This window comes from Pontimicrobium sp. MEBiC01747, assembly GCF_053601635.1.
In genome coordinates this window covers 42,638-62,697 of sequence record NZ_JBSHNS010000120.1, presented here as the reverse complement: position 1 = coordinate 62,697, position 20,060 = coordinate 42,638, and the positions used below count along the sequence as shown (strand labels likewise).

Genomic DNA, 20,060 nt, shown 5'->3' with positions numbered 1-20,060 from the left:
ATGGCGTACACACCAGTAGAACTAGCATGTATTATTGATGATGATAGTATTTATGTTAATCTTGTAAAGCGTATTATAGAAACCAGAAAATTATGTAAAAACCTACTCGTATTTAATGATGGAAAAGAAAGCATAGATTACTTTAAAACCTTATTACAAAATTTAACCACAAATAAAATTCCAGATATTATTTTCCTAGATATTAATATGCCTATTATGGATGGATGGGAGTTTCTAGAGCATTTTACACAAATAAAACCGCGCTTTAATAAAACTGTAACTTTATATATTGTAAGCTCATCTATAAACCCAATAGATATTAATAGAGCAAAGTCTTTAACCAGTGTAACCGATTATTTAATTAAACCCATTAACATAAACGATTTTGAAGATCTTTTTAAAAAAAGTGCTTAGAATTGATTTAATACCTTAATACAACTAGGCTTTTTCTGTCATCTTTGGAAATGCTTTTTTATTAAAAAAGATTAATATCCCAAACCCTATGCTTATTGCAACGTCTGCAATATTAAATACTGGTTCAAAAAAATTAAAGCGCCTACCTCCATATACTGGTAACCAATCTGGTAAATCACCTTCCCATATTGGCATGTACAACATATCTACGACTTTACCATGCAGTAAAGTGTCATAACCTTTTTCTGGTAAAAATGTAGCAATCTGAGCATGACTATCATTAAATATAACACCATAAAAAACAGAATCTATAATATTACCAAGAGCGCCAGCAAAAATAAAAATCAAAGCTATTATTAACACTTTAGATTTTTGTTTTTTAATAGTACTATAAAGCCAATAGCCTATTCCCATAATAGCAAAAATTCTAAAAACGGTTAAGCTTAACTTAGCTGCTCGGTCACTTATAAAAGGGATAATATCACTTAGTTTTGTTCCCCAAGCCATCCCATCATTTTCAATAAAATAAATTTTAAACCAATTAAAAACAGTAACGTCTTCTCCTAATTGAAAATGCAGTTTAATGTAAATTTTACTTACTTGATCTATAAGTAATAATAGAATGATAAATATTGAGGCTTTTTTTAATGACATATATTCTTTAAAATAATCTATGCTAAAATATAAGTTTATTTTTTAGTATTCGTAATACTTATATTTCCATTAACAGAATTTAATTTTATTTCATTATTTCCCGAGGCTATTTCTTCTCTAATTATGGTCCCAGTTTTAGTATATGCCTCTACTCTAGCATAATTAGTATTAAGCTTAATTTGTCCCTCAATAGTATTTATAATAGCATTACCTGTAAAGGATTTTAACGCACAGTTTCCTTGATACAATTCTAAAATTAAAGTATTATAGACTCCAAAAACCTCAGCAGAAGCGATGTTGCTTTTACCGTAAATGTTTAGATATTCTGGCACTATTAATTCTAGTTCTATAGATATTACTTTATGAGCGCTTAACTTATCGTTATGGTTTACGTATAAGGGCTGATAAGCACTAGAAATCACCAAGGAATCTTGTTTTATAGTTGACAAAACAACAATATCCTCACTATATTCTCCTTCACTTTTTGTTTTTAGTGTAATTGTTGCAACGGGTCCCGATGTTAATTTTATATTAAACATATCATCGCCTTCAATAACAACTGTCGTTATATTTTTAGCATCTATAGTGCTCTCAATTACTTTTTGAGCTTTCATGTTAATTGAAAACAATAGGATGATACTATACGCTAAATATTTCATTAAATAATTCACATTACTCTACTTACAAAAACTATACTACTATTTTATAATACAACACAAATATATTAAATGCCTGTTATGCATTTAACAGCTAATCTCTAAACACAGCACCCCTTTAATTAAATTCCAAAAACACGTGTTTCTACTCTTTTAATAACCCCAAATAAACTATAATTTGGCATTATAATAATTAATGATACGGCGGAAATCGAAAAGCCTAATAGAGTAGATATTATTAAAATTTTAATTATGCCACAATTTAGTATTATAAACAGAACTAACCTTCCTATAGTAGTTAGTTTCGATAATCAAAATGTAAATGTAGATGGTATGGGCACGAGTCCAAATCATCAAGTAGGTACTTTTAACCCTGTTATTATTTCTTTTAATGGCGTATTTCCGAATCTTAATTTAAATGCTCCAACACCTATTCAGGGTAATGGTCCTTTTAAACTCACTATTAAAACACCGCATAACAATCCAGCGGGAGCACCTACTGCTCGTTTTATTAGTATGCAGATATAAAAAAACTGTTTAAAAAGCATAATAATCATCTTTCCAAATGTGTTTTTAGAATCCCATTAAACTTATTTTAAATTGTTACAGGGAAACCAAACCTGATTCGGTTTAACGAAAATTTCACTTTTTAAACAGCCTTTATTTATTATAAAAGTTCTCGTTTAAAAACTTTATTTCTGCATATTTTTAGCTTCAATGCTTAAGGTAGCATGTGGTACTAACTCTAGGCGTTTAGCATTAATTAGTTTTCCTGTAACACGGCAAATACCATAGGTTTTATTTTCTATTCTAATAATAGCATTTTTTAAATCCCTAATAAATTTTTCTTGTCTTATAGCTAATTGAGAGTTAGACTCTTTACTCATTACAGCACTTCCCTCATCAAAAGCCTTAAACGTAGGTGACGTATCATCTGTACCATTATTATGGTCATTCATATACGCACTTTTAATTAGTTCTAAATCGTGTTGTGCCTTTTCTATTTTATCTAATATAAGCGCTTTGAATTCTGCCAATTTCTCATCTGAGTATCTTACTTTATTTTCTATTGCCATAATCTTAATGTTTTTGAATAAATAACTTTGTTTCTATTGCATCGAATGCAATATCTATACCGTTATCTATTTGGTCCATAATTTCAAGATTCTCCGTTAATGTTTCTGTCTTGATATACTCTAAATTATTTTGAACTGCTTGTACAATTTGACTCTCCTTCATTAACTGTACATTAATTTTATCTGTTACTTCAAATCCTGAATCTTTACGTAAATTTTGAATACGGTTTACGAGCTCACGTGCAATACCTTCTTCTCGTAAATTTTCAGAAATTGTAACATCTAACGCAACTGTTAACGTTCCTTCATTTGCTACAAGCCATCCTTCAATGTCCTGCGATGTTATTTCAACATCATTGAGTTCTAAAATAATATTTTTTCCGTTACACTCGACATCTAGTGTTCCTTTTTGTTCAATTATTTTTATATCTTCAGATGTAAGCTTCTGAATTTCAGAAGCAATTGCTTTCATGTCTTTACCAAAACGAGGGCCTAGTGCTTTAAAATTAGGTTTTATTTGCTTTACTAAAATATCTGAAGCATCATCTAAAAGCTCCACTTCCTTTACATTAACCTCATGCTTTATTAAATCGGAAACTGCTAAAATTTCTTCTTTCTGTTGGGCATTATCAACAGGTATCATAATTTTTTGCAATGGCTGGCGTACTTTTATCTTTTCTTTAGCTCTTAACGATAAAACTAATGATGATATTGTTTGCGCACTTTCCATTTTTCTTTCTAAAGACTTATCTATAAGGGTTTCATCCACTTTTGGGAACTCCGCCAAATGTACACTTTCAAACTGTTCTGTTTGTGTCGTTTTCGTTAAGTCTAGGTAAAGTTTATCCATAAAAAATGGTGCAATTGGTGCTCCAAGTTTTGCTATGGTTACCATACATGTGTATAATGTTTGGTATGCCGATATTTTATCTTGTTGGTAATCGCCTTTCCAGAAACGTCTTCTACTTAAACGCACATACCAGTTACTTAAATAGTCTTGTGTAAAGTTAGAAATTGCTCGGGCCGCTTTTGTTGGCTCGTATTCTGCATAATACTCGTCTACTTTTTGAATTAAGGTATTTAATTCAGACAGTATCCAACGGTCTATTTCTGGTCTATCTGCAATAGCTATATCTGCTTCTGCATAAGTAAACTTATCTAAGTTAGTGTATAGTTGAAAAAATGAATAGGTATTATATAATGTTCCAAAGAACTTACGTTTTACTTCTTCTATGCCATCGATATCGAACTTTAAGTTGTCCCACGGGTTTGCATTAGCAATCATGTACCAACGTGTAGCATCTGCTCCGTAAGTATCTAAGGTTTCAAAAGGATCTGTTGCGTTACCTAAGCGCTTAGACATTTTTTGCCCGTTTTTATCTAGAACTAATCCGTTAGAGACTACATTTTTATAGGCTACAGAATCGAAAACCATAGTTCCTATAGCATGTAATGTATAGAACCACCCTCTGGTTTGATCTACTCCTTCTGCTATAAAATCTGCTGGAAACGATTTATTCTCATCTATTAACTCTTTATTTTCAAATGGGTAGTGCCACTGTGCATAAGGCATAGATCCAGAATCGAACCAAACATCTATTAAATCGCTCTCTCTGCGCATTGGTTGTCCAGATGGTGATACTAATGTTATTTGGTCTACTATATTTTTATGTAAATCTAACTTTGCATAGTTTTCTTCGGAGTTATTCCCAACTTCAAAATCTGCAAAAATATCTTCTTTTAACACACCTGCTTTAACCGCCTTTGCCATTTCTGCTTTTAATTCTTCTACAGAACCTATACAGATTTCTTCTTTGCCATCTTCTGTCCTCCATATTGGCAACGGAATTCCCCAATAACGCGAACGCGATAAATTCCAATCGTTTGCATTAGCTAACCAATTACCAAAACGTCCAGTTCCTGTAGATTCTGGCTTCCAGTTAATGGTTGTATTTAGCTCGTGCATGCGTCCTTTTACATCTGTAATTTTTATAAACCATGAGTCTAATGGGTAGTATAGTATTGGTTTATCTGTACGCCAACAATGCGGATAGTTGTGCTTATATTTTTCAACCTTAAAGGCTTTGTTTTCTTCTTTTAACTTAATGGCAAGCTCTACGTCTATTGAACGTTCTGGTGCTTCGCCATCCTTATAATATTCGTTTTTAACGTACTTACCACCAAACTCTTTCATTTCTGGTCTAAAACGACCTTGTAAATCTACCAGTGGTACTAAATTGTCATTCTCGTCTTTTACTAATAGTGGTGGGACTTCTGGTGATGCCTGTTTAGCTACCAAAGCATCATCTGCTCCAAATGTTGGTGCTGTGTGTACTATTCCTGTTCCATCTTCCGTTGTTACAAAATCTCCAGAAATAACTCTAAAGGCATGTTCTGGATTATCGTTTGGTAATGCATACGGTAATAATTGCTCGTACTTTATACCAACTAAATCTTTTCCTTTAAACTCTTTTACAACATAAAATGGTATTTTTTTATCGCCACTTTTGTATTCTAAAAGTGCTGATTTTTCTTCAACTTGCACATTGTTTTTCCCTCCAAATTGTTTTCCAACTAATGGTTTTGCCAAAATCACATTCATTGGTTTAAATGTGTATTGGTTATAGGTTTCAACTAAAACATAGTCAATTTTAGGTCCAACGGTTAATGCTGTGTTACTTGGCAAGGTCCAAGGTGTCGTAGTCCAAGCTAGGAAATGAATATCGCCTTCGTTTTGTAAAAAGTCTGGTAATGTACTCTCTATAGCTTTAAATTGAGCAACTATTGTGGTGTCTGTTACATCTTGGTACGCGCCAGGTTGGTTAACTTCGTGAGAACTTAATCCTGTTCCTGCTTTTGGTGAATACGGCTGTATAGTGTAGCCTTTATACATTAATTTCTTAGTGTAAATCTCTTTTAATAGCCACCATACACTTTCCATGTATTTTGGCTCGTAGGTAATATATGGATCATCCATATCTACCCAGTATCCCATTTTTTGGGTTAAGTTATTCCAGATATCTGTGTAACGCATTACTGCTTTACGGCATGCTGCGTTATAATCTTCTACAGAAATGGTTTTCCCTATGTCTTCTTTTGTAATCCCTAATTCCTTCTCTACCCCAAGTTCTATTGGCAAACCATGTGTATCCCAACCTGCTTTACGCTTTACTTGAAACCCTTTCATGGTTTTGTAACGTGGAAAAATATCTTTAATAGCTCGTGCTAAAACGTGGTGTACTCCTGGTAATCCGTTTGCAGATGGAGGTCCTTCGAAAAATACGTAAGGTGCCGCGCCTTCTCTAGTGGTTACACTCTTTTCAAAGATATTATTGTCCTTCCAATACTCTAGTATTTCACTTGCTACGTTTGGTAAGTTAAGTCCTTTATATTCAGGGAATCCTGCACTCATTTTTTCTGATTTATTATAAGAAATGCGAAATTAAGGAATTTTGCGAAAAAAGTGCGTGTTATTGAGGGGAAATGGTGAGTTTATAAACTGGATAATTAGTATTAATAAACTATTTACCTTTAGATATTGTAGTTTTTGTTATCCCTTCAATAATTTTCGTAATAGGTAAAACTTGTAATAACGATTTTATAGCTTCATTTACTGCTTTCATTTTTTTAGTTGGCATTATCCAATAAATTATTATTAAAGCTAAAAACGTGAGGCATAAAACTGGTATTATTTCTTTCATCTTAATTACTGTATTTATGTAAATTGAAATAATTACTTTTCAACCAACAATACAATATTATGAATTAAACAACTATTAATAAGACTATTACCAAACTCAATCTTAACACAATGTAAACATTACCAGTGTTAACAACTCATATTTTTTGTTAACAACAGAAAAGAAATAATTAATCCAATTTATCCGTCAATTTCGCAAACACTTTTTTGGCATCTTTACCTTCATACAAAATGCTATACACAGCTTTTATAATAGGCATTTGCGTTTTTTTAGTGTTTTTCTGATTAATTAAAAACGCACTTTTAGTCGCATAGTAACCTTCTGCTACCATATTCATTTCCATTTGTGCAGATTTTACGGTGTAGCCCTTACCTATCATGTTACCAAACATTCTGTTTCTAGAAAACACAGAATAGCCTGTTACTAATAAATCGCCTAAGTAGGCCGAATTATTAATATTACGTTTCATTTTATGTACTTTTTTAATAAAACGTTTCATTTCGCGAATAGCATTACTCATAAGCACACTCTGGAAATTATCTCCATACCCTAATCCATGTGCTATTCCTGCTGCAATAGCATAAATGTTTTTAAGCATTACCGCGTATTCTGTACCAATGATATCATCGCTAATTTTAGTTTTTATATAACTACTAGATAAGGCATTGGCAATACTTTCTGCTTTTGTTGGGTCTGCACAAGATATGGTAAGGTAAGACAATCGTTCTAGCGCAACTTCTTCTGCATGACAGGGCCCAGCAATAACTCCTATATTTTCGAAAGGAATATTATAATAATCATGAAAATGTTCTCCTAGCAGCAATCCTGTTTCTGGCAAGATTCCTTTTACCGCAGACACCACCACTTTATTAGTAATATCTACTGTTAGTTTTTGTAATTCGGAATAAATAAAGGCTGATGGTATTACAAAAATAAGTACTTCGGCTTTACTAGCCATTTCATTTATATCATTACTTAGCTCTAATTGCTCTAAATGAAATTCTACAGAACTTAAATAACTAGGATTGTGTTGTTCTTTTAGTAAATGCTCTTTGGTATACACGCTACGCATGTACCACCCAACCTTTGTTTCATTTTCACATAACATCTTCACTATGGCTGTTGCCCAACTTCCTGAACCAAAAACGGCATATTTTAATGCTTTACTCATAAGGTATTATCTATAAATAGAGTTTCAAAAGTACACAAAATATTAGTCTTCTATATACAGTTAAACGTTAACTGTTTTAATTTTTGGCATGCGTTTTGAAATACTACTATTATCAATCCTTAAAACGAAACGAATATGAAAACGATAAAATTACTCTCGGTATTTGCCTTAGTGGCTACTTTATTTACTTCTTGTTATACAGAAGTTATTGTAGAAGACCCAATTGTTCCTGCTCCTAGTATTAGTTTAAATCAGCTTTTAAACACTCATGAGTTATGGTACGTAGATATTAATGAGACTGTTGGTTATGGAGAAACTCCTTTTTTACAGATTGCTTTTACGATCTCTTTTAAAAACGGTGTTTTATATGCTAATAATAATTTAGTTGGTATTGGCAGTCAAGGTAATGGATATGGTATTCCTGTTGGAAACTATAATGCTTATAACATGATTTTAGATATTAATCATGACATTGATGGTTTTGAAACTTTTGATGTCTATCAAGTAGATAGCAATACTATTGAATTATATAACCCAAATAACGATACGTCTTATTTTTTAAATGGTTACCAACGTTCTAATTTCGATTACGATTATGTATTTTACGATAACATTCATTACTTCATGCAAGAATATGAAGCTTGGGAAAAAACATATACTAGTGATTACGGCGCTTTAAATGAATTTGATAATGAAAACTTTTTACAGTTTTTATCTGGAGGAAACGATTCTACGTTTAGAAGTTCTCAAGATCCTGTAGGAACTAATCCAGATAACTTATTTTGGGATTACACAGGGATTTATGGTGTTAGTGATGTACCAGGTAATATGTATTTAAAAACTTTAACATTAGATTATGATTTCTTCGACAATGAATTCTTTGAGTTAAGCGTTATTAATGATGAAACGATAGAGTTGTTACACCCGTCATCTGGAACAGTATACGAGTTTAGAGGTAGAGGTTATATACAATACTTAAAAACTGGAACGACTGTAGATAAATCTAAACCGTCTGCACTAAAAAAACGTAAGCAAAGAAGTGCTAAAAAAGAGAATAAACGTGAAAACACACGTGTTAAATAAAATAGTGTGAAATGAAAAATTCTGCGAGTTAGAAAAATTTCATTAAAAATTTGGTTGGTTAGTTAGTAAAAACACCGTTTAAAAGCAATGTCTTTTAAGCGGTGTTTTTTTTATTACGCAAATAAAAAAAGCTTCAGCACGGCAATACTGAAGCTTTTAAAAATAATTATGGCATTAATTATTCAACTACTAACCTCTTAATAGTTTCTTTTGTATTCGTTTTTAAGTTTATAAAGTACATTCCACTTTGTAGGTTTTCAATATTTAATTGCGTTTTCAAAGTGTTTCTACTTAAAGTCTTATTTATTAATCGTTTTCCTTGAATATCGTAAACAATAATTTTTGCATCCTCATTTAACATAGCTCCTAGAGTAATATTAACTATAGTATTAGCTGGATTAGGATGTACTGTAAATGTATTATCTAGGCTAAATTCCTCTACAGATAAAGCTGGCTCTACAAACTCTGTGTTAAACGTATTAGTTATTACTGCTGCGTTAAAATCGAAATAAATCTCTGCTGTATTTGGTATAATTGTACCAATATTATATCCAGCTGTTGGCTTTATTTTATAATATACATATCCATTGCTTCCATCTGCATCTTGAGACTCTGCTGGTAAATTAATAGCATCAAAAAACCATGTTAATTGATTATCTACCGCTTTTAAAACAGCATCATGGCTAGTATGTAAAACTTCTAGTGTACTAACATCTAGTAAAGGGTTTATGGTATTCTCTATTCTTACATTAATTGCTTCTGCTGTTCCTACATTTTGAAACCTTACAGTGTAATACAAGTATTCGTTTGTGGTTATAAAATCTTCATATACTATTTCTGGGCCATGCGATTCTGTTATATCATTAGGGTCGTAAGAGCCAACGACTTCTTGACTTAGTACTGATGTGTTATTATCTACAACAATGTCATTTGCTGCTGTTGTATATGTAGCAGTATTTGTAACATATTCTCCTAGATTTACAGATGCAGGCACATTCATTTCTATCCACGCACCTCTTGTTTCTCCTGGTAATAAGTTTACAAAATTGAATGTAAATCCATTAGCATTAGAGGTTACCGTTACCTCTGGCGAAACATAACTTACTCCTAAATAATTTACTAATGGGTCGTTTATAAAAGTAACTGTTCCAGAATTTATTGTAGAATATCCTGTATTTTCTATAATTAGATAATTATAATAATCGAAACCTGGTCGTGGTGGTGCAGATGGAAATAAAGATACAGATAAGTCTTCGCATTGCGATTGCTCTGTTACAGGGAAGTCTATAGCTATTGTATTGCCTGAGGTTACGTTAACATTTTCAAAAAGCGATGTAGTTATTGTATAGCAACTTTCGTAACCTTCGTTTGTACTTAATGTAATATCGTAGGTATTAGCATCATCATAACTATAAATATTAAACCCTCCAGATGCCGCATTTACCGTTGTTATGTTAGTATCATTATTTTTTTCGTAAGTAAAAAAGCCATTTGTAAATGGTGTGTCTACTCCATTAAAAATACCATCGTTATTTTCATCTATAAAGGCATTAACTTCTATAATTCCAAAGTTATCAGTAGAACAGAAGACATCAAAATTAATAGGGTTTTCATCGGTACAACCAACTATTATAAAATCTGATTGTACATAAACTGTAATTGTATCTCCTGTAGATTCGAATGTTAAATTAGTAAGGTCTCCTTCATTTCCATACGGGCTCGCTGCATTTAAATTAGTTACGCCATCGGAATCTAAAACAATTAATTCATCCCAATTGTTTTCTACCATACCCGAATTAAAAACAACTCTTAAAGGGCTTCCATTACTACTAACAAAAGTATATTGTTGTGTCTCGTTATCTTCATAACAAAATGTTATGTTTTCTGGTGTTCCACATGTAATTGTTGTTGGGCAACTCTCTGAAATTAAATTAAAATCTACTATAGAGTAGCATGTACTTGAATTAGCATTTACTCTTACATATATTGTTTGCGGATTTACATACGCCGTATAACTATTAGCATTAGCTATTGAATTAACATCATTCTCTGCATCTTGTAGTGTTTCATAAAATTCTAATGTAATTGTGTTAGGGTCAATGCCGTTTAAAACCTGAGGTATTACTGTTGTTAAATCAAACACACCTAAAGTATCGCACGATACTAGATCTTGAGGTGTTTCAATTACTGGCGAGTTTCCTGCTCCAATAGTTACAAACTCAGTGCTTTCGCATCCTGTAACTGGATTTGTTATTGTTACCGAATAGAAACCTTCTGTTGTTACTAATATTGTAGGTGTTGTTTCGTTAGTATTCCATATATAATCGTAATTTGGATTCCCATTAGGATTTAATTCTAAGGTTTCTCCATTACAGATTATTAACCCTTGATCGAAACTTACATAAGGATGCTCGTTAACAATTAAGGTTAGTGTCGTTGTAACAACATCATTAGTTGCTATTTCTGTTACTTCAACTACAATCTCTTGTGGGTTACTCGTATTTGTAAAGGCCGTAGGATTTGAAATAACATTAGATTGGCTATCGTAATATATTACTTGATAATTTGATGCATTTAATCCATCTAAAATTGTAGGTTCTGCAGATGTTAAATCGAATGTTGCAATACCTTCTATTCCTTCGTTACAAAGTTCTAATGTTGCCTCATTAATTGCAAAAGGTGCATATTCTGTTTGCAGTATTAATTCTTCTACTGCATAACATCCTTGGGTTAAATCTTCTACTCTAGCAAATACGGTTTGTGTATTGGCTACAATATTATTGTATGGTGATGTTAAACTATTAACATTATTATATGCATCGTTTAAAGTTTCATGATAAGTAACTGCTAAAAAGGTACTCCCTCCTGTTATTTCATTGTCCTTATCAACTAAATTAAAGGCTGCAAAACCATCGTTATCCGTATCTATAACAACCAACGGTGTTGGGGGAACACTTTGTACTCCTAGTACATTTAAGTACAACTCTGTAAGACTACTACATCCTGTAGTGATATCTTCAACTTTTACATATAGTATTTGAGTATATGGTGTTGTGTTAGTATATAAGCTAGCAATAGAATTTATTCCTGCACTTGCATCTGCTTCTGTTTCGTAATAAGTTACGGCGTAGTTAATGTTTCCTTGCGAGAATTGAGTGTCGTAAATAGTTAAATCAAATGTCGCAAAACCACTACCTGTTTCATCGCAAACTATAGTGTCGTTTGGGTAAACTATTGGAGATGGATTTGCTATAATGTCAAAACTTACTATGTTAGACATACAGTCGCTTACTGTAGACACGGCAACTGCATATATAGTTTGCGGATTTACAAATGTAGTAAACGGGCTAGCTAAAGGATTTGTTTGCCCTATAGCGTCTTGCTCTGTTAAATAATAATATACATCATAGGTATTGGACGAAGACAAGTTAGCCAAAACCTCAGTGTCTTTAATTGCTAAATCTACTGTTACGTTACCACTACCTTGCTCATCGCAAATAACTAGATCTGTTGGAGTGTTTGCTACTGGAGGGGCTATAAACATTATATTTATAGCATCGCTGTAATCTGTTCCAGCAATAGTAGTAGTAACACTATACTCTCCCGATTGGGTTACAACTAGATAGGATAATGATTCTCCTGGGATTACTACACCTTCAAAAAACCAAATATAATTGGTTCCTGAAGTGTCTGTTTCAATAATATATTCACTTGCACATGTTTCTGCATCTGGTCCCAAATCTATTTGAGAAAATCCCGATACAGAAAACAATAACACAAATAATAATGGTAGTATTTTTTTCATGATAGTTTAGTAAGGGTTTTAATAAATTTATCTTTAACACTGCAGTTATTTAAATTAAGATAAATTCAATATCGATTAATTACTACTTAAACAATTCGTTTAAAAAAACTCCTACCTTCTGTTTTTTATTAATTAAAATAATTATCTAAAATAACCTGTATAATTATCTTAAATTTGCTCTAGCGTATAATAGCTAGAATTGTCTAAAAATACTATGGTTAACAAGCAAATATCCAGCACACAAAACTCTTTAATAAAACAGATTATTTTATTAAAAGAAAAATCTCGTGAACGGAAAAAAAATAAGCTTTTTATTATTGAAGGGGTACGCGAAATTGACCTAGCAATAAAAGGACATTATATTATTGAGACTGTTTTATTTTATCCTGAATTAATTTCTGAAAGCACAGTAAGAAGCAATATTAACCAAGACATTAACCTCATAGAAATTAGTAAAGAGGTCTATCAAAAAATAGCTTACAGAGAAACTACTGAAGGTATTATAGCTATTGCAAAAAGTAAAACCAATAGTATTGAAACTTTACGTTTTAATACTAATACGCCTTTAATTTTAATTGCCGAAGCGCCTGAAAAACCAGGCAACATTGGTGCTATACTTCGTACTGCTGATGCTGCAAAAGTAGATGCTGTAATTATAGCTAACCCAAAAACAGATTTATATAATCCTAACATTATACGCTCAAGTGTTGGTTGCATATTCACCAACCAAATAGCTACAGGTACAACAGACAGTATTATTCATTTTTTAAAGAATAATAATATTAATATTTATGCTGCTATTTTACAAGAATCTGTAGCATACCACACTCAAGATTTCACTAAACCAACGGCTATTGTAGTAGGTACTGAAGCTACAGGTCTAAGCCAAGAATGGCGAGATCATTCTACAAAAAATATAATCATCCCTATGCAAGGCGCTATAGATTCTATGAATGTTTCTGTTGCTGCAGGTATTCTTATTTTTGAAGCTAAAAGACAACGAAACTTTAACTAAATTATGACATCACAAACGCTATTTTATATATTAATTGCTATTTTAATTATTAGTTTTTTAATTGATACCATTTTAGATGCTTTAAACGCAAAACACTATAATGATGCAATTCCAGAGGAACTAAGTGATGTTTATGATGCTGTAGAATACAAAAAATCTCAGGCTTACAAAAAAACAAATTATAGATTTAGTATTTTAACCTCTACATTTTCTTTAGCATTAACACTAGCGTTCTTTTTATTTGATGGTTTTGCTTTTGTAGATGAATTAGCAAGACAACTTTCTACTAATACCATATTAATAACTTTGATCTTTTTTGGTATTATCATGATTGGTAGTGATATTTTAACGACTCCTTTTTCTTATTATAAAACCTTTGTTATAGAAGCCCGTTTTGGTTTTAACAAGACCACCAAAAAGACTTTTGTTTTAGATAAAATAAAAGGCTGGTTAATGACTATTATTGTTGGCGGAAGTATATTGGCGTTATTAACTTGGTTTTACCAAACTACTGGTAATTCGTTCTGGTTATATGCTTGGGGATTAATTACCATATTTACATTAGTCATGAATGTATTTTACTCCAAGTTAATTGTTCCTTTATTTAATAAGCAAACGCCTTTGGAAGATGGCTCTTTAAGAACTGCTATTTCTAACTATGCAAAAACGGTAGGTTTTAGTTTAGAGAACATTTTTGTTATCGATGGCTCTAAGCGAAGCACTAAAGCCAATGCTTATTTTTCGGGTTTTGGCAGTGAAAAACGTGTAACATTATACGATACTTTAATTAACGATTTAGAGGAAGAAGAAATAGTTGCTGTGTTAGCGCACGAAGTGGGGCACTACAAACGTAAACACATTATTTATAATTTATCTATTTCTATTATTATAACAGGCTTAACGCTTTATATTTTATCCATTTTTATTAGTAACCCATTACTATCTGAGGCTTTGGGTGTTAGTATTCCTAGTTTTCATATTGGGTTAATTTCTTTTGGTATTTTATATAGCCCATTATCTGAAATAACTGGGTTACTCATGAACTTGCTTTCACGTAAATTTGAGTATCAAGCAGACGATTATGCTAAAAACACATACAATGCAAAGCCTTTAATTGGCGCTTTAAAAAAACTAACTAAAAATAGTTTAAGTAATTTAACGCCACATCCTGCGTATGTATTTATGCATTATTCGCATCCTACACTGTTGGAGCGTATTCGTAATTTGAAAAAATAATTTACTCCACAACAAAATCAAAATATTGATTTTTAAAAGGCTCGCCACGAAGGGTAAAATGCCACCATTCTTGCAGGTAGTTTCTAAAACCACAATTTTTCATTACTTTTTGTAATAGGCTCCTGTTTTTTCGTTGCTCTCTATTTAGGCTACTGTTTTTTATCCAGGATTCACTTCCAAAAAAATCGTAAGGCGATCCCATGTCTAACTCTTTTCCTGTTTTCATATCTACAATTGTAATATCTACAGTACTGCCACTACTATGTCTAGATTTAGAGGCTATGTAACCTGCTTTAAATAAGTTCTTCTTTTTTACTTTAGGGTAAAAAGCAGCTTTCATTATTGTATCATTTACATCCTTAGCCCAACGCACAAAATGGTTTACCGCGCGTTGAGGTCTATACGAATCATAAATTTTAAGAGATAAATTTTGCTTATTTAATTCTGCTTGTGCCTTTTTTAAACCTAAAGCAGCTTCTTTGGTTAAAATGGCTTTATTTTCTTTATAACCATCTATAACTTCTCCCACAAAATTGTAATCTGTACAGTAACGTAACTCTATTTCTATATTAGGGACTACATCTTTTACATATACAAACCCTTCTGGTAATTGTGCAAAACAGAAGCTTACCATAAAAGTTAGTAAAAAGGTTAATTTTAATCGCATAGTTTTATGTTTATGTGCTAATTTAGAGAAATAAAATTTTAATTATGGTATTTACTTGGCATCTTTATGTAATGGTTTCGCTATATATTTTTGCAGGTATTATGCATTTTATAAGGCCAAAAATGTATTTACGTGTTATGCCTAGATATATACCTAACCCCAAATTAATGGTCTATTTAAGTGGTATTGCCGAAATTATATTAGGCCTAATGTTATGTTTCCCAACATTACAAACATTTGCTATTTATGGAATAATCCTTATGCTAATTGTATTTTTAGTGGTTCATTTTTATATGTTATCTGGAAAGAAAGCTTCCGCAGGAATTCCAAAATGGATTTTAATACTCCGCATTCCTTTACAGTTTGTTTTAATGTATTGGGCTTATCAATATTTATAATGTATGTTTCCAACTGAAGAGATAAAATTAGATTTGCCTGATGCAGACATTAGCTATTTTCCTAATTTCTTTAATATAGCAGAGGCTAATTTTTATTATAATACACTTTTAAAAGTAATTCCTTGGCAACAAGATGATATTACTGTTTTTGGAAAAACATACAAACAACCTAGATTAACAGCTTTATTTGCAGACAACAACAAGCCATACTCCTACTCTAACATTACTATGCAACCTCATAGTTTTAATAGTCATTTATTAGCTATCAAGGATAAATTAAAAATTAAAACCAATACGTCTTTTACAACATGTTTAGCTAATTTATATAGAGATGGTCAAGATAGTAACGGTTGGCATGCAGACAATGAAAAAGAATTAGGTAAAAACCCAGTAATTGCTTCTGTTACTTTTGGTGAAATGCGTCATTTTCATTTAAAACATAGAACAGATAAAACATTACGCGAAAAACTATTATTAGAGCATGGCAGCTTATTGTTAATGCAAGGCGAAACACAGCACCATTGGTTGCACCAAATAGCCAAAACAAAACGAGAAATACAACCGAGAATAAACTTAACGTTTAGAGTGATTAAATAATTTATAGTACGTGCAAAAAATAAGATTTACTGAAATAGAAACGTATAAAACCTAAAAAGCTGAGGTCCCTCAACCTCAGCTTTCAGTTATTTGCAAAATATGTATATTGTTAGATTTAGTATTGCTATATCAACAAATAGCGATGCAAATATTAATTAATTAATCCATTGAACTAAAAAGTATGTATTTTAGTACAATCCAAAAATAAAATTATAATTCTTACTAACCGTTAAAACGTGTTAATATTCGATGAAACGCACTTAATTTTAACAAAAAACAGTTGATTTTAACAAATAGCCGATGAAATACATGTTTTGTTAAGAGTTTTTTTCAATTTCTATCCAATAAATAAATGTAAATTTGCGTTATGTATATTATAATTGGCATTTTGTTTGCATAACTATCATTAATAAAACTTTTTTTAAATGAAATTAAAATTGTCTTTTCTTTTTATTGTAATGAGTACATTACTTTTCGCGCAAGAGAAAACATACTCTAGTCAAGATGTAGCTATTAACAAATTAATAGATGGGACATTATTAACCCCTAATAATGCGACGAAACCAAACCTGGTTATTATTATTGCTGGCTCTGGCCCTACAGACAGAGATGGAAATCAAAATTTTTTAAAAAGTAATAATTTAAAAAAATTAGCTGAAGGACTTAGCGCCCAAAATATAGCAACGTTTAGATACGATAAACGTATTGTAAAACAAATACGACGTGGTAACGTAGATTCGTCTATTTTATTTGATGACTTTGTAACTGATGCTGTATCGGTAATTGAATATTTTAAGAAAACCAAACGTTACAATGCCATATATGTGGCAGGACACAGCCAAGGTAGTCTTGTTGGTTTATTAGCTGCTAAAGGTAGAGCAGATGGTTTTATCTCTCTTGCTGGCGCAGGGCAATCTATAGACAACGTTATTATAGAGCAAGTTACCAAAACTGCACCTATGTTTACTGAGGATGCTAAAAGAGTTTTTGCTATTTTAAAAAAAGGAAAAACAACAAACGATTATCCGCAAGCCTTAGGTTCTATTTTTAATAAAGATGTACAACCTTTTATTGCGAATTGGATGTCTTACAATCCTAAAGAAGAGATAAAAAAACTAGATATGCCTATTCTTATTATTAATGGCACTAAAGATTTGCAGGTTTCTGAAGAGGAAGCAAAGCTTTTACATGATGCTGCACCTCAATCTACTTTAGCTATTATAGAAAAAATGAATCATATTTTAGTTCCAATTGAAGGGGATAGTTTAGAAAACTCTAAATCGTATAACGAAGCTTTTAGAAAATTATCTCCAGAGCTTTTAGAAACTATTGTGAGCTTTGTAGAAAAAAGTTAAGCGATTTAAAGCTTCTCGTTACAATTTCTCGTTTATCGAAATCATTGGAAGTAACCACTGAAACACATCATTCTTTTATTATGTTGTAATTGACTTATTTGTAAAAATTCATGTCATCAAGATACTGCCATACATTTTCGGGAAGTAATGGCTTCACATTTTTCCCTTCTTTTATTGCTTTACGTATCATGGTAGACGATATTTCCATAATAGGCGCTTCGACTCTATGTATTTTTTTATGGCCATTAAACTTGGTTTCTATAATACCTTCAGATATTCTAGGATATACATAAATATTATGATATTCTAAAATAAGTTCGTAATTCTTCCATTTATGAAACCCTTTTAAATTATCCTCTCCCATAATTAATGAAAACTCATGATTAGGGTATTTCTCTTTTAAATAGGTTAATGTATTTATAGTATAATTAGGTTGCGGCAATTTAAACTCTATATCGCTAGGTTTTAATTTTAAATAGTCTTTAGTTGCCAAATAGACCATTTCCAAACGTTGAAAATTATCTAATAGTGTACTTTTCTTTTTAAAAGGATTATGTGGTGTTACCACAAACCATACTTGGTCTAAATCGCTATTTTCTACCATTTGGTTTGCAATTACCATGTGCCCTATATGTATAGGATTAAAAGAGCCAAAATAGAGTCCTACCTTCATTTTATTTTTCTTTTAAAAAATCCCCAACTATGGTTTCTGCTTCTTTTAATGCTTTTTCTAAATTATCATTAACAATAATAACATCAAACGATCTAGCAGTAGCCAGTTCGGCAGGAGCTTTTGCTACACGCATGCTAATTTTTTCTTCGGTTTCCTCTCCTCTATTTTTTAATCGTCTTATTAATTCGTTTAAATCTGGCGGTTTTACAAAAACAGCTAAGGTTCTATCTGGGAATTTATCTTTAATACGGAGTCCTCCAGAAACATCTATATCAAAAATAACATGTTTTCCTAATGCCCAAAGTCGCTCTACTTCGCTCTTTAATGTGCCGTAAAAATTATCTCTATATACTTCCTCCCACTCTAAAAACTCGTCGGCTTTAATTTTATTTTTAAATTCCTGAAACGATAAAAAGTAGTAATCCTTACCGTCTACTTCTTGTCCTCTTGGTTCTCGAGAAGCAGCAGAAATAGAAAACGCTAAATTAAGTTCTTCTTGCTTTAATAAATGCTTTACTAATGTTGTTTTTCCTGAACCCGATGGTGCAGAGAATACTATAAGTTTTCCGTTATTTTTATTTGTCTTATCTAACACTGGGATCTCTTAATTTTAGTTTTTTATTAGAAATTTAATTATTAAAGCACATTTAAAAGTTGTTCTTTAATTTTCTCCAATTCATCTTTCATTTGTACAACTAATTGTTGCATTGGCGCATAATTACTTTTAGAACCAATAGTATTTATTTCTCTTCCCATTTCTTGTCCTATAAATCCTAATTTTTTTCCATTAGAGTCTTTAGAATTTAAGGCTTCTATAAAGTAATTTAAATGGTTTTTTAATCGTACTTTTTCTTCTGTAATATCAAATTTCTCAATATAATAGACTAGCTCTTGCTCAAAACGATTTTCATCATACTTTTCTCGTAATTCTTCTACTCCTTTTCTAAGTCGCTCTCTTACACCTTCTACACGCTCTGGATCCATTGCAATTACTTTTTCAAGTAAATCATCTATAATTGCTACTCGTTTTTTAAAATCTGCTTCCAAAACCTTCCCTTCATCTAGCCTGTAACTTTTAATGCTTTTAATAGCTTCTTTTATTTCAGTTTCTATGGTTTGCCATTCATTTTCATCTATTTCCTCTCGCTCTGTATTTAAAGCATCAGGAAAACGAACAGCCATTTTTAAAAGCTCTATCTCTTCTCCAGATGTTACTTCTTTTAACTGTTTCATATACTGCTTAACAACTGGTGTGTTAATTTTTGTAGAGGTATCTTCTGCAGTTGTTTCTACATATATAGAAAAATCTACTTTTCCTCTCACCAATTCTTTTGCAATTACTTTCCTTAGAGCCAATTCTTTTTCTCTGTAAATGGAAGGCATTCTTGCATTTAAATCCAGGTTTTTACTATTAAGAGATTTTAGCTCTATTGTTATTTTTTTTGTTGGTAACTGTACTACAGATTTACCATAACCTGTCATTGAATGTATCATAAACTATTTTATAAAGTTGAGCAAAGGTAATGAAAACAGATGCTTTAGAAAAGATTAAGATTTTA

At 31.5% G+C, this 20,060-nt stretch carries 19 protein-coding genes; 8 read left to right on the top strand and 11 right to left on the bottom strand.

Going from position 1 to position 20,060, the window contains the following annotated elements; genetic code table 11:
- Positions 1–414, top strand: a complete 414-nt coding sequence (locus ACVC2P_RS03160; RefSeq protein ID WP_452597035.1) for a response regulator — start codon at positions 1–3, stop codon at positions 412–414.
- A gap of 24 nt (positions 415–438) precedes the next feature.
- Here ACVC2P_RS03160 and ACVC2P_RS03155 read toward each other — a convergent pair whose 3' ends face one another.
- Positions 439–1,068 (bottom strand): lipoprotein signal peptidase, encoded by a 630-nt coding sequence (locus ACVC2P_RS03155; RefSeq protein ID WP_452597034.1) that lies wholly within the window; start codon positions 1,066–1,068, stop codon positions 439–441.
- 35 nt (positions 1,069–1,103) lie between these two features.
- Positions 1,104–1,727, bottom strand: coding sequence for a hypothetical protein (locus tag ACVC2P_RS03150; protein ID WP_452597033.1), 624 nt, complete (start codon positions 1,725–1,727; stop codon positions 1,104–1,106).
- A gap of 249 nt (positions 1,728–1,976) precedes the next feature.
- Between ACVC2P_RS03150 and ACVC2P_RS03145 the strand changes: the two genes are divergently transcribed.
- Positions 1,977–2,252: a hypothetical protein gene (locus ACVC2P_RS03145; RefSeq protein WP_452597032.1), complete on the top strand. Its 276-nt coding sequence runs from the start codon at positions 1,977–1,979 to the stop codon at positions 2,250–2,252.
- A gap of 164 nt (positions 2,253–2,416) precedes the next feature.
- On the opposite strand, the gene ACVC2P_RS03140 is transcribed toward ACVC2P_RS03145, so the two are convergent.
- From ACVC2P_RS03140 to ACVC2P_RS03125, 4 genes are all read right to left on the bottom strand, one after another.
- Complete coding sequence (locus ACVC2P_RS03140; RefSeq protein ID WP_452597031.1) at positions 2,417–2,800, bottom strand: TraR/DksA family transcriptional regulator; 384 nt, start codon at positions 2,798–2,800, stop codon at positions 2,417–2,419.
- Positions 2,801–2,804: 4 nt separating this feature from the next.
- Positions 2,805–6,212, bottom strand: a complete 3,408-nt coding sequence (gene ileS, locus ACVC2P_RS03135) for an isoleucine--tRNA ligase (protein WP_452597030.1) — start codon at positions 6,210–6,212, stop codon at positions 2,805–2,807.
- A gap of 109 nt (positions 6,213–6,321) precedes the next feature.
- Complete coding sequence (locus ACVC2P_RS03130) at positions 6,322–6,501, bottom strand: hypothetical protein (RefSeq protein WP_452597029.1); 180 nt, start codon at positions 6,499–6,501, stop codon at positions 6,322–6,324.
- 169 nt (positions 6,502–6,670) lie between these two features.
- Positions 6,671–7,672 (bottom strand): NAD(P)H-dependent glycerol-3-phosphate dehydrogenase, encoded by a 1,002-nt coding sequence (locus tag ACVC2P_RS03125; protein ID WP_452597028.1) that lies wholly within the window; start codon positions 7,670–7,672, stop codon positions 6,671–6,673.
- Positions 7,673–7,807: 135 nt separating this feature from the next.
- Between ACVC2P_RS03125 and ACVC2P_RS03120 the strand changes: the two genes are divergently transcribed.
- Positions 7,808–8,755: a nicotinic acid mononucleotide adenyltransferase gene (locus ACVC2P_RS03120; RefSeq protein ID WP_452597027.1), complete on the top strand. Its 948-nt coding sequence runs from the start codon at positions 7,808–7,810 to the stop codon at positions 8,753–8,755.
- Between the two features lie 178 nt (positions 8,756–8,933).
- Here ACVC2P_RS03120 and ACVC2P_RS03115 read toward each other — a convergent pair whose 3' ends face one another.
- Positions 8,934–12,560 (bottom strand): T9SS type A sorting domain-containing protein, encoded by a 3,627-nt coding sequence (locus ACVC2P_RS03115; RefSeq protein ID WP_452597026.1) that lies wholly within the window; start codon positions 12,558–12,560, stop codon positions 8,934–8,936.
- A 214-nt stretch (positions 12,561–12,774) separates the two neighbouring features.
- Between ACVC2P_RS03115 and ACVC2P_RS03110 the strand changes: the two genes are divergently transcribed.
- Together ACVC2P_RS03110 and ACVC2P_RS03105 are read left to right on the top strand one after the other, a co-directional pair.
- Positions 12,775–13,575, top strand: a complete 801-nt coding sequence (locus tag ACVC2P_RS03110; RefSeq protein WP_452597025.1) for a TrmH family RNA methyltransferase — start codon at positions 12,775–12,777, stop codon at positions 13,573–13,575.
- A 3-nt stretch (positions 13,576–13,578) separates the two neighbouring features.
- A complete protein-coding gene (locus ACVC2P_RS03105; RefSeq protein ID WP_452597024.1) occupies positions 13,579–14,811 on the top strand; it encodes a M48 family metallopeptidase in 1,233 nt (410 codons plus the stop codon).
- Position 14,812: 1 nt separating this feature from the next.
- On the opposite strand, the gene ACVC2P_RS03100 is transcribed toward ACVC2P_RS03105, so the two are convergent.
- Positions 14,813–15,478 (bottom strand): M15 family metallopeptidase, encoded by a 666-nt coding sequence (locus ACVC2P_RS03100; RefSeq protein ID WP_452597023.1) that lies wholly within the window; start codon positions 15,476–15,478, stop codon positions 14,813–14,815.
- A 44-nt stretch (positions 15,479–15,522) separates the two neighbouring features.
- On the opposite strand from ACVC2P_RS03100, the gene ACVC2P_RS03095 reads away from it, so the two are divergent.
- The 3 genes from ACVC2P_RS03095 (at position 15,523) to ACVC2P_RS03085 (ending at position 17,828) form a co-directional block, all read left to right on the top strand.
- Entirely contained in the window at positions 15,523–15,876 is a 354-nt protein-coding gene (locus ACVC2P_RS03095) for a DoxX family protein (RefSeq protein ID WP_452597022.1), read from the top strand.
- A gap of 3 nt (positions 15,877–15,879) precedes the next feature.
- The gene (locus tag ACVC2P_RS03090) at positions 15,880–16,473 is read left to right on the top strand and encodes an alpha-ketoglutarate-dependent dioxygenase AlkB family protein (protein WP_452597021.1); all 594 of its coding nucleotides are present in this window, start codon (positions 15,880–15,882) and stop codon (positions 16,471–16,473) included.
- A gap of 458 nt (positions 16,474–16,931) precedes the next feature.
- On the top strand, positions 16,932–17,828 hold the full coding sequence (locus ACVC2P_RS03085; RefSeq protein ID WP_452597020.1) for an alpha/beta hydrolase: 897 nt from the start codon (positions 16,932–16,934) through the stop codon (positions 17,826–17,828).
- 94 nt (positions 17,829–17,922) lie between these two features.
- Here the strand turns inward: ACVC2P_RS03085 and nadD are convergent, their stop codons facing one another.
- Genes nadD through ACVC2P_RS03070 form a run of 3 tightly spaced genes read right to left on the bottom strand, consistent with a single transcriptional unit; the run spans position 17,923 to position 19,995 of the window.
- Positions 17,923–18,501: a nicotinate (nicotinamide) nucleotide adenylyltransferase gene (gene nadD / locus ACVC2P_RS03080; RefSeq protein WP_452597019.1), complete on the bottom strand. Its 579-nt coding sequence runs from the start codon at positions 18,499–18,501 to the stop codon at positions 17,923–17,925.
- A gap of 1 nt (position 18,502) precedes the next feature.
- Positions 18,503–19,096: a guanylate kinase gene (gene gmk / locus ACVC2P_RS03075; protein WP_452597018.1), complete on the bottom strand. Its 594-nt coding sequence runs from the start codon at positions 19,094–19,096 to the stop codon at positions 18,503–18,505.
- Between the two features lie 41 nt (positions 19,097–19,137).
- Positions 19,138–19,995: a YicC/YloC family endoribonuclease gene (locus ACVC2P_RS03070; RefSeq protein WP_452597017.1), complete on the bottom strand. Its 858-nt coding sequence runs from the start codon at positions 19,993–19,995 to the stop codon at positions 19,138–19,140.
- Between the last annotated feature and the right edge of the window lie 65 nt (positions 19,996–20,060).

Bases quoted from the DNA above. Each gene is read 5' to 3' on its own strand.
- ACVC2P_RS03105 (WP_452597024.1), top strand. From the start codon at position 13,579: ATGACATCACAAACGCTATTTTATATATTAATTGCTATTTTAATTATT.
- ACVC2P_RS03095 (WP_452597022.1), top strand. From the start codon at position 15,523: ATGGTATTTACTTGGCATCTTTATGTAATGGTTTCGCTATATATTTTT.
- ACVC2P_RS03125 (WP_452597028.1), bottom strand. From the start codon at position 7,672: ATGAGTAAAGCATTAAAATATGCCGTTTTTGGTTCAGGAAGTTGGGCA.
- ACVC2P_RS03120 (WP_452597027.1), top strand. From the start codon at position 7,808: ATGAAAACGATAAAATTACTCTCGGTATTTGCCTTAGTGGCTACTTTA.
- ACVC2P_RS03155 (WP_452597034.1), bottom strand. From the start codon at position 1,068: ATGTCATTAAAAAAAGCCTCAATATTTATCATTCTATTATTACTTATA.
- ACVC2P_RS03140 (WP_452597031.1), bottom strand. From the start codon at position 2,800: ATGGCAATAGAAAATAAAGTAAGATACTCAGATGAGAAATTGGCAGAA.
- ACVC2P_RS03145 (WP_452597032.1), top strand. From the start codon at position 1,977: ATGCCACAATTTAGTATTATAAACAGAACTAACCTTCCTATAGTAGTT.
- ACVC2P_RS03110 (WP_452597025.1), top strand. From the start codon at position 12,775: ATGGTTAACAAGCAAATATCCAGCACACAAAACTCTTTAATAAAACAG.
- ACVC2P_RS03130 (WP_452597029.1), bottom strand. From the start codon at position 6,501: ATGAAAGAAATAATACCAGTTTTATGCCTCACGTTTTTAGCTTTAATA.
- ACVC2P_RS03160 (WP_452597035.1), top strand. From the start codon at position 1: ATGGCGTACACACCAGTAGAACTAGCATGTATTATTGATGATGATAGT.
- ACVC2P_RS03070 (WP_452597017.1), bottom strand. From the start codon at position 19,995: ATGATACATTCAATGACAGGTTATGGTAAATCTGTAGTACAGTTACCA.
- ACVC2P_RS03085 (WP_452597020.1), top strand. From the start codon at position 16,932: ATGAGTACATTACTTTTCGCGCAAGAGAAAACATACTCTAGTCAAGAT.
- ACVC2P_RS03100 (WP_452597023.1), bottom strand. From the start codon at position 15,478: ATGCGATTAAAATTAACCTTTTTACTAACTTTTATGGTAAGCTTCTGT.
- ACVC2P_RS03150 (WP_452597033.1), bottom strand. From the start codon at position 1,727: ATGAAATATTTAGCGTATAGTATCATCCTATTGTTTTCAATTAACATG.
- ACVC2P_RS03090 (WP_452597021.1), top strand. From the start codon at position 15,880: ATGTTTCCAACTGAAGAGATAAAATTAGATTTGCCTGATGCAGACATT.
- nadD (WP_452597019.1), bottom strand. From the start codon at position 18,501: ATGAAGGTAGGACTCTATTTTGGCTCTTTTAATCCTATACATATAGGG.
- ACVC2P_RS03115 (WP_452597026.1), bottom strand. From the start codon at position 12,560: ATGAAAAAAATACTACCATTATTATTTGTGTTATTGTTTTCTGTATCG.
- ileS (WP_452597030.1), bottom strand. From the start codon at position 6,212: ATGAGTGCAGGATTCCCTGAATATAAAGGACTTAACTTACCAAACGTA.